This is a genomic window from Paenibacillus allorhizoplanae, from assembly GCF_927798215.1.
GTDB classification, from domain to species: domain Bacteria; phylum Bacillota; class Bacilli; order Paenibacillales; family NBRC-103111; genus Paenibacillus_E; species Paenibacillus_E allorhizoplanae.
Map to the genome: position 1 here is coordinate 399,361 of NZ_CAKMMW010000002.1, position 12,009 is coordinate 411,369.

Consider the following 12,009-nt stretch of genomic DNA (forward strand, 5'->3'; position numbering starts at 1 on the left):
TGATTATTCTTTAAATTAAACCTTCGCTGACGTAAGTAGGTTTTGGCGCCTTTTTTCTTTTCGTTATTACCATTTTATCCGAAGATGATGGATACGAATCTGCTAGTGCTCGTAAACTCATCTCTTTCTTTCGCATTTTCTGCTGCAAACGTGCAAGCCGCTTTTCCCAAGCCTCTTCAATTTCGTTGATCTTGCGGTCACCTCGATGAAGCGCGCGCCGACGCCAAAGCCTCGCCCACGCTTCCTCTGCATAAAAGACGGCTTGACCCAAGTCCTTTTCACGGTGTTCATAGTACATCGCAAGCTCTAAATACGGTTCTAGCTGTAACGAAATGCTTGCAGGTTTAAGTAAAATAGCTTGCTTCCATAGCTCAATCGCACGGTTATATTGTCCAATTTTCTTATAGTAGGTTGCTAGTTGAAGAAAGTCAGTTTCTTGTTCAGCCGACTGAGCAGCAGTCGTGTTATTCATTAGTTTCTCGAATAATACATTGAAATATTGCTCCGCCTTGGCAGGCCTTGCCATTTTGTCGAGCCAGAGTCCTGTCCGAAAGAGTTCTTCCGAGTCAAGATTGGAAATGAGATCAAGATCATTCACATCAGGACGCAATAGCTTACCAAAATGGATCGTCAACGCGGCCAAGGTCACGATATCATGTTCGTTATGAATAAAGACACCTTGAAGGATTGCAGGGTCTTTCTCAGCCAAATATTGAAAATACAATGCTGGCGCCATTGACCCTGGCACATCATCTAAGCGTTCAAAGCCTAATCTGCTCTCCTCTACCTTGCTCAACCGACAGGAGGGCAGCGTATTACGCCACAGACTTCGTGAAGCATAAAGAAGATCGAGCTGAAGCAGCTTCGCGTCATCTAGTTTAAGACGATTCAGGACAAAGCGATTCTTCAGAATCGGCCAATCGAACGTACGGCCGTTATAAGAGACGATATGCGTGTATCGTCCTAACAGTTCTTGTAAATACACCAGCATCGCATGCTCTTCTGCTGGGTTGCGTATCATGAGCTGTTCAACCGTGAACAGCTCACCTGTGTAGTAGCCGATGCCGACCATGAACGGCACGTTGCCAGCACCGACGCCAAGTCCAGTAGTCTCCGTATCGAAGAAGAGCAGCTCTTCGAGCCGGACGACGGCGTCTCCGTCGTGAAAGCAGGACAGCTGCGCAGCAACATCAGCGAGGTCACGCAGCCGGTAGATGCCGTGCACGCTGTCCGCGCCGTACTGGCGGAGCCGCATGACGAACGAGCCCGCGGGGCTCGTCGCAATATGGGCGCCGAGCTGCGCCCACTCGCCCCCTGCCTCCGCCGGGGGCGGCGGTGTTACCCCAGCCGCTGCGGGTCCCCGCAGGCGGCCGAGCCTTTCGCGGAGCCCGCTCATCGGGCACCGCCATCGAGCTCTGCGAGCAGCTCCAACGCGAGCTTCTTGCCCAGCAGGCCGACCTCTTCGATCGGCCCGACACAGGCCGGGCAGCCGCTGATGCAACCGCAGCTCTTAATCAGGCTGCGCGCCTGATCCATCAGCTGTCCGTGGACCTCGTACAGCCGATCACTAAGACCCACGCCGCCTGGGTAGCGGTCGTAGAAGAACACGGTCGGCAGCTTGCTGTGCACCGCCTTCACTTGCGGAACGACCCGAATATCCATCGGGTCGCACATCAAATACAGCGGCGCTAGATGCGCCAGGACATTGGCAATGCCAAGCAGCGCATGCTGCATGTCATTCGCCGATCGTCCTGCCGACATCGCCTCGTCGAAAGTAAACCAATAGGAGCTAGTATGCAGCTCCTCTTCTGGCAATCGGATCGGCCCTGAGCCGATATTCTCGTGCGTACGCAGACGGATTTTCTTGAAAATCGTTGGCTGCGCATTCACTGTCACTTCGCCTAATTGACGCAGTAAACCGCCAACACGCCCTTCACGATTCACGTGCAGCACCTTGAGCTGCACCGCCATACTCGCATCCGTGAAGTAGTCTACATTTACTTGTCTAACAAACGCTTTCTTCTCTTCATAATCCAACTTTTCAACTTGGAATTGTATGCCTTCATGTATATAAATTGCCTCTTCATGAATCAAGGTTGGCGCACTGAAACGATCACATTCCCCAATCACGCGATGACCATTGGTCATATCAATAATGACAAAATTCTCTTGCGCCGCAGAGCGCAATGAAATGTTATGCGCAGGGAACGACTGCTCCATCCAATACCAACGATCATTGACTTGGTGCAGCACCTGCTCCTCAGTCAAATACTCAAGAACATCGGTGAGTGACTCCTCACCGAACTTCTCATTCGCTTCGAAAGGCAACTCATAGGCCGCACACTTCACATGATCCACGAGAATGATCAAATTATCTGGATGAATGCGCGCCTGCTCAGGCGGACGCTCGAAGAAATAGCGCGGATTCTGGATTAAATATTGATCCAGCGGATTACTGCTCGCGACGAGAATCGTCAGCGAGGTTTCCTGCCGCCGTCCGGCACGCCCGGACTGCTGCCAAGTGCTGGCTATCGTGCCGGGATAGCCATTGAGCACGCACGCTTGCAGCTGGCCAATATCGATGCCCAGCTCCAGTGCGTTCGTGCTCACAACGCCGCGGATTTCCCCGCTGCGTAAGCCTCTTTCGATCTCCCTGCGCAGCTTAGGGAGATATCCGCCGCGATAGCCGCGGATCGACTTGCTGCCCAGCTCGTGACTCACGAGCTCTTGCAAATAGGTCAGCAAGATCTCCACACGCACGCGGCTACGGGCAAACACAATCGTCTGAATCCCACTCCGCAGCAACTTGCCTGCTAGCGTCCGTGTTTCCAAGACGGAGCTTTTACGTATCCCTAACTGTTGATTCACAACAGGCGGGTTATAGAATACAAAGTGCTTCTCTCCTGCCGGCGCACCATTATTATCAATCAACGCAACGGTTTCACCGATAAGTCGCTCAGCGTGTTCCTTAGGGTTATCTATCGTAGCCGAAGCACATATAAATTGCGGATTGGAACCATAAAAGCGGCAAATTCGTTTCAGCCTGCGTATCACATTCGCGACATGACTGCCGAATACCCCCCGATAGGAATGCACTTCATCAATCACAATGTAGTTTAAATTCTCGAACAGCTTCACCCATTTGGTATGATGCGGCAAAATCGCGGAATGCAGCATATCTGGGTTCGTGACAACAATATGTCCAGCGTTTCGTATCGCTTGTCGAACTGTAGGTGGTGTATCACCGTCATACGTATGCGTCTTAATATCCACGTCCATAAATTCAATCATTTCTTGCAGCTCTGCGACCTGATCTTGTGCCAGTGCTTTAGTAGGGAATAAATAGAGCGCTCGCGAAGCGTCGTTCTCCAAAATCTTCTGAAGGACAGGCAGGTTGTAGCAAAGCGTCTTCCCCGACGCAGTCGGAGTCACAGTAACAACGTGATTGCCAGCAGTCACTTGGCGAAACGATTCCGCCTGATGCGTATATAATTGCCCGATGTTTTTATGTCGAAGCGCAACACAAATACCCTCATGCAACCCTTCTGGAAAATCAGCCAGTTTCGGATCTCGTGGGGGTATCGTGTGCCAATATGTGACTTGCTGCATGATTTCAGGCGATTTGCGCAGCCCGTCAATCATCTCTATCATTGAAGAAACCTTACCTGTGAAAGGATTCATAAACCGAATCTCCTTACCCATTTCGTTTCTTCCATTTTACAGAATATACGTTCGTATGTCTACATCAAATCAGCTGAATCATCATAATCGTATCGTAGGCCATCATGGTCACTAGTGATTTGAGCATTGACCGCCAGCGCTTGGTTGGCACTCTCTTGCATTTTGAACAACACTTCTTGATAGTCTCTCGAACGGTGCTCTTCTCGATCATGTTTCATGGCAGTTCTTAAAGCTCTCTCAATAATAATGACATCATGACTCGTGAAATTCACGGCTTCTCGCACCTCTTCTTGGTCCATCATGTTCATAACAATTAGCTTTGCCAAATTGCGCCAATGACATACAAGTCAATGAAAAATTGAGAAATTCGTAAAGAAGCTCATAATAAGGTAAAATTAGGATGAAATCCACAATAAGGAGGAATAACTAATGTCCACATCACTACCCAATGAAATTGAAGCTCATCGTCAACCGGATCATGAAATTAATCCACAGTTTCTTGAGCGTTGGTCCCCTCGTTCCTTCACGAACCAAGAAGTATCGGAAGAAGTACTGTTAAGTCTATTTGAAGCAGCACGTTGGGCACCATCGGGAAGTAATAATCAGCCTTGGCGTTTCATCATTGCCCGTACACCTGAGCAACTTGCTAAATTCCATACGTTTATTAATCCGTTTAACCTTGTGTGGTGTGAGAAAGCCCCCGTACTTACACTTGTTATTTCACACACCAAAAGTCCAAGAGGAACAGACAATCCTAGCCATGCATTCGATGCAGGCACTGCGTGGGGATATTTAGCGCTTGAAGCGAATAATCAAGGGTTAATCACTCATGCGATGGGTGGTTTCGAACGTGAACAAGCACGCGAAGCACTCCAAATTCCTGCTGACTACGAACTTCATGCAGTTATTGCCATCGGATACCGCGGTCCTGCAGATGCACTTCCTGAAAAGCTGCAAGAACGTGAAGTTCCATCTGGCAGACTCCCGATAAACGAAACCATATTCGCAGGTGAGTTTGGTCAAAATTTGTCGAAGTAAATAGAGCTAGTATAGTACTTCAGTACTATACTAGCCTTTTTTTATTCGATATAATAGGGGATATGTAATCCAGAAGAAAGGAGAGTTCATCATGAAATTTCTTATTCCACTCCAGAGTGAAAGAGGAAATGTACTTACCTACGTACTTCTTATTCTCCTTGTCTTGATGATCGTAACACCTGTTATTCTAGCTTCGTCTTCAACGAATCAACTTGCCAATAGCCAAACTGACTATGAGAAAAAGGCTACTGATCTGGCCGTTAGTGGCATGGAATCATTTATTACCTATTTGAAGAGTTACGATACCTATGCAAACGGAATGGACCGCAGAACGTACTTCAATATGTACGGCGGTGGTTCGGGAACGCAAGGATTAGGTTGGGTCGCACGAAACATTACAACTCCAGAGGGCATTGTAACGACTTACGAGCAATATGTTGAAGTGGCAGCCACCAATACTAGAATCAATGGCCCCGTTACATCTGACAATGTATATAATGTTTTTTTCAAAGCTACCGTCAATAATGCGCATAGCAAATTAATCAAATTTCAAATATCTGCGTTTAACGCAATCGTAGTAACAACACCGACACCTAGCCCTACCCCCAATACATCAACCCACATTGAACCGGGGCAAACCGTGCCTATTCCAGCGGGAGTTGGTGTCTTGTACGGAAATAGTTCCAATGTTAACGCTGGGAAAAACACAACTCTTTCACCAGCAATTACCAGTTATATGTCCAGTATCAAGTCCAGCGTATCATCTGCCATTGACGACTATTTGAATGTGACAAAGACACCCGGTCTAATCACCTGTACATCGTGCAGCATAAGTCAAGTAAAGTCGAGTATTAATGCAAGTTCAGCCAATCCTATTGTTATCTATGTGCCAGGTACATTAAATGTCTCCAGCACTGAAACACTTGGTTCAAGTACACAGCCAGTCATTCTAATAGCCGATAATTATTCATTTAATAATGCAAATCTAGAAGTGTATGGAAGTCTAATAGCAAACCAAACTGCATCTAATCCATCTACAACGGGAAAAATTACTGGAAATAATCAACTTGATATAACAATTAAGAGCGGCAATGGCGGCACCTACGGCAACTTGTGGAGTGAAAGTAGCTTTATTACAGGCACGCAAACTACCTTGAAAATTGATAATAACATCTATGCTGGAAGTATGACACTTAGCAATGGAGGTAACGTAACAACTAAACAAATGACAATCGATGACACATTTAAAATTGAAACCCAAACCACCTTAAATATCTCAAATGGCAATCTAGCTTCAGGAAATATTTATGTTAAAAATAATGCCGAGTTTAACGTGTCTTCTGGAGATATCTTTGTATCAGGAGATTTTACCTCTGGGACTCAAATAAACCTAACGACAGGTGGCATTATTGCAGTTGCAGGGAAAATTGACTTTGCAAACAATAAAACAATTACAACCGGAACATCCAATCCGCCTGTAACTTCCTTACAATTAAGTGGGACTTCATCCGCTACACCTACACCAACGCCAACTTCGTCATCAGCAGTAACTGCAACCCCACCACCTGATTGGAATCCTATTAGAAAATAAAATAAGCCCAAATGCCAAGATCAAGTCCCCCTTGGCATTTGGGCTTATTTACAGTTTAATATTGAAGCAGTTTAAACCCTGTTTCTCTCTTCATATTGTAATTCTCAAACCCTCCGAACAACTTTGAACGCTGAAACGTAAACGTCATAACCATCCTGAATGCTGAACCACCGATCAAATTCCCCGAAATTGGTGTAGTCCCTATAGTAGGTAAATACTGCAACCCTGTAACATGAGAGGTTAGAACTCTTTGATTCGTATAGATTCCAGGAGTTGCTAAAGTTACACTGTCTTGAATAGTCGTAGAATTAAAGTCATACATCGATAAAGTTTTGGCAACAGCATCATAGTATAGCGATTTGACTTTTTTAGTGCCCGATACATAAGTCACATAACGAAAGTCATTCGTCGCTGCATAGGCTTGATTTGAATCACTGATTTCTTTTGCAATCGTATCCATCGTTTTACGAATCTCTGCATCAACATTGTATTTCTCTCCACTTGATTTGGATTGAAGGCTTGTCGAGGAAAGCAACATAAGGATTACTCCCAACAATACAGTGCTAATGGTTAGCGTAGCTAATACCTCAATTAAAGTAAGACCGCGTTCATTCTTCAATTCGTCGACCCCCAGTAAACCGTTACCGTCAAAATACGTGGAACTAGCGTAGCCGGAGTTGTACTGACATCTCGGAATAAGATGATACTTTGTAGTGAAACTAATTTCCTGTTTATAAACACAGCTGGTGAAAAAGGGGTATTTTGCAGGCTGGATTGTTGCACATATAACCCATAAGGTAAAGCTGGATCTAATGCGGGATTAAGATCTGCCCAATTTTGTAAAACGGGTACGGCAGCAGTGTAAGTGCTCCTATATTCATTTAATTTCTGCTCCGCTAAATGCAAGGCATTCACGCGCAAATCATCATTTTTATTTGACATCATAGAAAAGGAAGAAATATTAAGAAACATTAATACGACAAGACTTAATATCACTGTGGCAGCCAGCACTTCCAGTAAGGTAAGCCCTCTTTCATTTCTTAGCATTGCATCCCTTCTCTCTTCAATCAGCTTCAATTTTTTATAGACTTGTCAATTAGTTCATAGTGATACGACTCTGATAATTTCGTTGTTAGATCCTTGTTCAAAAGGTCTGCATTCTTACTGTATATCGTCCAAGCCAGCATATAGTCATCCGTATTCTTCTTCTCCCAGCCAGTTTGCAATAAAATGATGGCAGCTTTCATTTTGTCGATGGTTTGTGACATCGCGAGATCATCTATGTCTTTCGCGATTTTGCTGATCTCTGCATAGCGATCAACGATACTTCTCAGATCGTCAAAATCTGTGTTTTTAAAAATAGGAATTAAATCTTTAGTGATTTGATTATTTCGAATAGCCACATATTGAACCATTTTTTTTTGCAAAGCTGTGAAGAGCTCATTTCTATTATCATGGATAAAATCAAGTGCTACGTTCCTATTGTCACTATCCCAACCAACTTCTGCGCCTAACATTTCGGATAAACTGCGTAAAGGCACGTACACCGATCCCTCGTACAAAATCGAGTCTTTCGTGAGAGTAGTTTGTTGACCGTTAATTGTTATATTTATTCTTTGGAAGAACACCTCAACGTTTCGAAATTGATCTTCCGCCCATGCCGAACCGCTCATCGTGAATAAGCCAATGATCCCAATTGAAAGAATCAGTTTGTACTTCCTAATCATTCAATTATCCCCTTTTACATTAATTAGTTGGCTTAGATGCTTGTAATTGCTGGAGTTGCTTAAAATACTCTTCATCTGATTGAACCGGATTCGTTCGCTTACTTGGTTCATTTACCGGTAAAGAAGGCAGCTCTTTTAATTTCCCTACAAAAGATGGCGCATAATAAAAGGAGCATTCCAAAGTAACTAGAAGTTTCGACTCTTGCTCCTCTGTATGATTTGGTATTGTGATGCTCACTGCTGGAAGTACATTCGAAATGTCTGTTTGCTCTGTATGACTGCTTTTTACTGCAGCTGTTTGCCAGTTCCATTTTCGAATTGTAATAAAACGCTCACTATGTTGAACCTTATTCATAAAGTCAATGATTTGTGGATACGTACCCGATGCTTGAATTATAAATGATTCTTCCATAATGACCGTTTGAGCCTGATTCTGCTGATTAGCACCTGTTGTAGGAGTTGCTGATGGCACCGGTTGTTGAACGCCGTTCGAGTTTGTCGTATAACCTTGTGTGATGTTCGCTTGCCCCTTCTCATTTATTAAACGATCTGCTGAGCTGCTCGCTGGCTCTTGGTCACCGAATTTGATCGAAAGAATTGATAACCCGACTTGCTGCTCTAGCTCTCTGATACCAAGCAATAAACGCGGTAACTCTTCTTTCGTTGGCACTTGATATAGGGCTTGTTGAATTTCATTCTCTTCCACTTTTTTGGGAATAGGTCGCTGCAGAATTCGTTTTTTTTCTTGCTCAATTTTACTCAGTTGCATTTGAAGTGTTATATGCTGCTTCGAAGATGGAAGCACATCTCGAACTACGATATATCCATTGATCAAGCAACCTACAATAATTACGAGAAACAGCATGGTTGCCGGGGATCTCAATCGACCTATGAGATGATTCCATTGTTCTTTATTCATAAGCCCCCCTTATTTGCTATTAACAGGATTTTTCAGTGTAATTTCAATAACTACTTCATATACGTTATATTTTTGTGCAGTTGCAGCTGGGTTTGCGGTAGAAGGAGTTTTGGCTTCAGCTTCTGTAGATTTTTCAGACTTCATTTTCATTTCGTTTAGCGTTTTACGCGCATCCTCAAAATCCGCATCGGTTAAGGCTGACGTATCATTCTGATCCATTTGCGTATTTGTTTCCTCATTAAATTTTTTATCTGGCAGTTTTAATCCGTATTCTTGTTTCGCAATTTGCTGATTAATTGTCCATTTGAGTTCGTTTAGGAGCTTATCTCCTTCATTACCGCCTTCAGTAAGTGTGTCTTCAAAGACCTTTTTTATGTTTTCATTTGTTTGAACTGATGTAGGCTGTGTACTCGAAGTAACTGGACTTGGTGAACTCGCAACAGCTGGACTAAACGTTTTTTCTGTTTTAACCGCCGTTAGGATCGAAATGGAACTAAACAATGATGAACTTTGCAGCAAAGAAATATAATCAGCTACTGATGATAAAGCTGCGAACTCAAGCTTCAAACTTACGATAATCGGAGTAGCTTGAGATACGGCAGAATTTGCTCCATTATTTTGTGCTTTGTTCTCATCCTTAGGGATTTCCGCAGACAAAATCCGCCCAGTTGTCGGGAGCTTCGTGGAGATCGTCTCTAAAATAGGAATCCAATCAACACGTTTATTTTTTAATTTATCAATTTCGGTTTGTAAGTTTTGAAAGTTGATTGATTGTTCATCCAATTGGCGCTGCTTGGTTAAAGATTGAATCGAAGCATTCGTTAATACAATCTGATTCTCAACGTTTTGCATATTACTATTAAAGTAGTGACCTGCATACACAAGTGATGATGAAAGGATTAGAAAAAATGATACAGATGACAGCAAAAGGGGTACAAATATTCGTTTAGATCTGGGTGCCTTAGGCAGCAGATTTATATTTCTCATGATTCAGCCCCCCTTAGAGCTAAACCTAAAGTAACTGCATACATGGAAAAATCATCTTTTAAAACCGAATTACAACTAAAATAATGGGCAGACTGAAACAATTGTACTGGAATCGGAAGCCGCTCGGTCAAAAATGATACGATTTCAGGCATTCTGCTCAAATCACCTGAGATGACCACACCTGCAAATTCTTGATTCCGATTGTTTAACGTATAGCGATAAAAATTCATCAATCTTTCAAGCTCATGTGCCAAATCATTACAATGATTTCGAAAATCAGCATCGCCGTCCAAAAACTCTGAGAAGAGCTGATCTGCATTCGTTTTGACATCTACATTTCCCTGCGACTTTGCAGCGAAGATGAGCGGAATACTACGTGTAATCTTGAGATCCTCACCATGAAAAATACTAAGATCACCAGCAGTCTCGTTCAAATCAACAATCAAGAAGGTGTCCTTTAACTTAGTCAATGATGTGCTTTGCAGCAACCGAAATAAAGAGAGTGCTTTAATCTCAATACTCGTTAGCTTAATCCCTGCAGAATCCAAAACTTCAAGATATTGATCCATTATTTCTTTTGGTGCCGCAACCAGCATAACATCGCATTGCATAGCTGTATCTGCTTTGAATTCTTCCTCTTGGAAATCATCAAACAACCCTTTGCCCCCGCCTAGTTCCTCTTTACCAGCAGCAGCTTCCAAGAAAAATTCCTTCCCTGTAGGAGCTTCAGCTTCCTTTTTGAACTTTTTTACAGTTTTTCTTTTTTTACGTGCAATCCCATTCATTTTCACAAAATCATAAAGCGGATTCTCGAATGGTAAATGTATATTGTGTTTGATTTCAAAATCGACTAGCTTAGCCAAATCCTTTTCTGGGATATCAGGCAGCTTTAAAAACCTTACCATCACAAGTTGGCTAGGAAACACCAGATGTATATGCTTTGGTTTCGAATCCAATCGTGTCATCATGGTTTGCAACGTTTGTATCAAGCGAAGCGGTTCCTTAATTCTACCTTCTTCCATCATAAGTGGTGGAAGCTCCTCTGTTACATTCATCTGTATCAAAGGTTCATTATTTTTTCTTAGCAATACTTTGCTCATTTTTATGGTTGAATCAGAAATTTCAATTCCCAAGGAAGTTTGTCCTGGTTTCAGCGCTTTTATAAAATTAAATGATGATGTTAGCATGTCCGGACTCACTCCTTTGATGAATTTCTGAGATGTTTGCATCGTTATGAACGCTTAATTGAAATGAATCAAGCTTAAGTACCAGTTAATTACGGGCTCTCCCCAACAGTAACTTATGAAGGCACCCGCAGCTATGAAAGGACCAAATGGAATGCCTTGATCTTCTCGCGACGATTTCACGCGCATTTGTACAAGTCCATACATAGTTCCTAATAAACTAGCAGCAAAAAGTGTAAATAAAGTTAATTTGATTCCAGCTATGAGACCAATATATGCGAATAATTTGATATCGCCGCCGCCCATACCTTCTTTTTTCAGTATGAAGATCGATGAAAGTGCGATCAGATAAAGTAATCCTCCACCAACGAAAAATGCTGCTACATAGTTCCAAAAAGGTAAAGGATGTATCCAAATGCGAAGGAGGAAAGCAACACCCATGCCTGAGAAAACAACTACATCAGGGATGATTCTATATCTACTATCCGCAATTGAACAAATCATTAAGATAGAAACAAAAACAAGTCCGACGATTAGTTCTAAAGAAGGACCAATCTGCCAAGTAGTGACGGCAAACGCAACTGCAGTTAGGAGTTCACCTATGGGATAAATCGCAGAAATTTTAGCTCTGCAATACCTGCAAGCTCCTCGTAATCCTAAATAGCTGAGTACAGGAATCAGATCTAGAGCCTTAAGTTCATGATTGCAGTGAACACAATGTGAGGGTGGATAGGCGATGGATTCTTTTTTTACAACCCTGATACCTACTACGTTAAAAAAGCTTCCAAATACAAGTCCGAATAGTGCAGCTGTGATTGTGTAAAGAAGAGTTAGTGTGTCCATAGTAGCTCCATTCGGGAAAGATTGAAGGATTCAATAAAG

The 12,009-nt window shown here is 43.1% G+C and carries 12 protein-coding genes; 2 read left to right on the plus strand and 10 right to left on the minus strand.

Going from position 1 to position 12,009, the window contains the following annotated elements:
* Positions 1-10 precede the first annotated feature (10 nt).
* The 3 genes from L6I86_RS04485 to L6I86_RS04495 are packed head-to-tail and all read right to left on the minus strand — an operon-like array spanning position 11 to position 3,989.
* Positions 11-1,396 (minus strand): ribonuclease H-like domain-containing protein, encoded by a 1,386-nt coding sequence (locus tag L6I86_RS04485; RefSeq protein ID WP_236284963.1) that lies wholly within the window; start codon positions 1,394-1,396, stop codon positions 11-13.
* Positions 1,393-3,681 (minus strand): DEAD/DEAH box helicase, encoded by a 2,289-nt coding sequence (locus tag L6I86_RS04490; protein ID WP_276574803.1) that lies wholly within the window; start codon positions 3,679-3,681, stop codon positions 1,393-1,395. The genes L6I86_RS04485 and L6I86_RS04490 overlap by 4 nt, the downstream gene beginning before the upstream one ends.
* Positions 3,682-3,740: 59 nt before the next feature.
* Positions 3,741-3,989, minus strand: coding sequence for a hypothetical protein (locus tag L6I86_RS04495; RefSeq protein ID WP_236284965.1), 249 nt, complete (start codon positions 3,987-3,989; stop codon positions 3,741-3,743).
* A 121-nt stretch (positions 3,990-4,110) separates the two neighbouring features.
* Between L6I86_RS04495 and L6I86_RS04500 the strand changes: the two genes are divergently transcribed.
* Positions 4,111-4,719: a nitroreductase family protein gene (locus L6I86_RS04500; RefSeq protein ID WP_236284967.1), complete on the plus strand. Its 609-nt coding sequence runs from the start codon at positions 4,111-4,113 to the stop codon at positions 4,717-4,719.
* Positions 4,720-4,810: 91 nt separating this feature from the next.
* Positions 4,811-6,310, plus strand: a complete 1,500-nt coding sequence (locus L6I86_RS04505; protein WP_236284970.1) for a hypothetical protein — start codon at positions 4,811-4,813, stop codon at positions 6,308-6,310.
* Positions 6,311-6,365: 55 nt separating this feature from the next.
* On the opposite strand, the gene L6I86_RS04510 is transcribed toward L6I86_RS04505, so the two are convergent.
* The 7 genes from L6I86_RS04510 to L6I86_RS04540 are packed head-to-tail and all read right to left on the minus strand — an operon-like array spanning position 6,366 to position 11,970.
* The gene (locus L6I86_RS04510; protein ID WP_236284972.1) at positions 6,366-6,929 is read right to left on the minus strand and encodes a PulJ/GspJ family protein; all 564 of its coding nucleotides are present in this window, start codon (positions 6,927-6,929) and stop codon (positions 6,366-6,368) included.
* Positions 6,926-7,387: a type IV pilus modification PilV family protein gene (locus L6I86_RS04515; RefSeq protein WP_236284974.1), complete on the minus strand. Its 462-nt coding sequence runs from the start codon at positions 7,385-7,387 to the stop codon at positions 6,926-6,928. The genes L6I86_RS04510 and L6I86_RS04515 overlap by 4 nt, the downstream gene beginning before the upstream one ends.
* On the minus strand, positions 7,384-8,037 hold the full coding sequence (locus tag L6I86_RS04520) for a stalk domain-containing protein (protein ID WP_236284976.1): 654 nt from the start codon (positions 8,035-8,037) through the stop codon (positions 7,384-7,386). Before L6I86_RS04520 ends, L6I86_RS04515 begins: the two co-directional genes overlap by 4 nt.
* A gap of 19 nt (positions 8,038-8,056) precedes the next feature.
* Positions 8,057-8,956 carry a hypothetical protein gene (locus L6I86_RS04525; RefSeq protein ID WP_236284978.1) on the minus strand — a complete coding sequence of 300 codons (900 nt, stop codon included), beginning with the start codon at positions 8,954-8,956 and terminating at the stop codon, positions 8,057-8,059.
* A 9-nt stretch (positions 8,957-8,965) separates the two neighbouring features.
* Positions 8,966-9,943: a PilN domain-containing protein gene (locus tag L6I86_RS04530; RefSeq protein WP_236284987.1), complete on the minus strand. Its 978-nt coding sequence runs from the start codon at positions 9,941-9,943 to the stop codon at positions 8,966-8,968.
* Positions 9,940-11,130, minus strand: a complete 1,191-nt coding sequence (gene pilM, locus L6I86_RS04535; protein WP_236284988.1) for a type IV pilus biogenesis protein PilM — start codon at positions 11,128-11,130, stop codon at positions 9,940-9,942. The genes L6I86_RS04530 and pilM overlap by 4 nt, the downstream gene beginning before the upstream one ends.
* 54 nt (positions 11,131-11,184) lie before the next feature.
* Positions 11,185-11,970 (minus strand): prepilin peptidase, encoded by a 786-nt coding sequence (locus L6I86_RS04540; protein ID WP_236284989.1) that lies wholly within the window; start codon positions 11,968-11,970, stop codon positions 11,185-11,187.
* Between the last annotated feature and the right edge of the window lie 39 nt (positions 11,971-12,009).

Coding starts and splice junctions, on each gene's coding strand:
- L6I86_RS04485 (WP_236284963.1), bottom strand. CDS start 1,396: ATGAGCGGGCTCCGCGAAAGGCTCGGCCGCCTGCGGGGACCCGCAGCG.
- L6I86_RS04490 (WP_276574803.1), bottom strand. CDS start 3,681: ATGAATCCTTTCACAGGTAAGGTTTCTTCAATGATAGAGATGATTGAC.
- L6I86_RS04495 (WP_236284965.1), bottom strand. CDS start 3,989: ATGAACATGATGGACCAAGAAGAGGTGCGAGAAGCCGTGAATTTCACG.
- L6I86_RS04500 (WP_236284967.1), top strand. CDS start 4,111: ATGTCCACATCACTACCCAATGAAATTGAAGCTCATCGTCAACCGGAT.
- L6I86_RS04505 (WP_236284970.1), top strand. CDS start 4,811: ATGAAATTTCTTATTCCACTCCAGAGTGAAAGAGGAAATGTACTTACC.
- L6I86_RS04520 (WP_236284976.1), bottom strand. CDS start 8,037: ATGATTAGGAAGTACAAACTGATTCTTTCAATTGGGATCATTGGCTTA.
- L6I86_RS04525 (WP_236284978.1), bottom strand. CDS start 8,956: ATGAATAAAGAACAATGGAATCATCTCATAGGTCGATTGAGATCCCCG.
- L6I86_RS04530 (WP_236284987.1), bottom strand. CDS start 9,943: ATGAGAAATATAAATCTGCTGCCTAAGGCACCCAGATCTAAACGAATA.
- pilM (WP_236284988.1), bottom strand. CDS start 11,130: ATGCTAACATCATCATTTAATTTTATAAAAGCGCTGAAACCAGGACAA.
- L6I86_RS04540 (WP_236284989.1), bottom strand. CDS start 11,970: ATGGACACACTAACTCTTCTTTACACAATCACAGCTGCACTATTCGGA.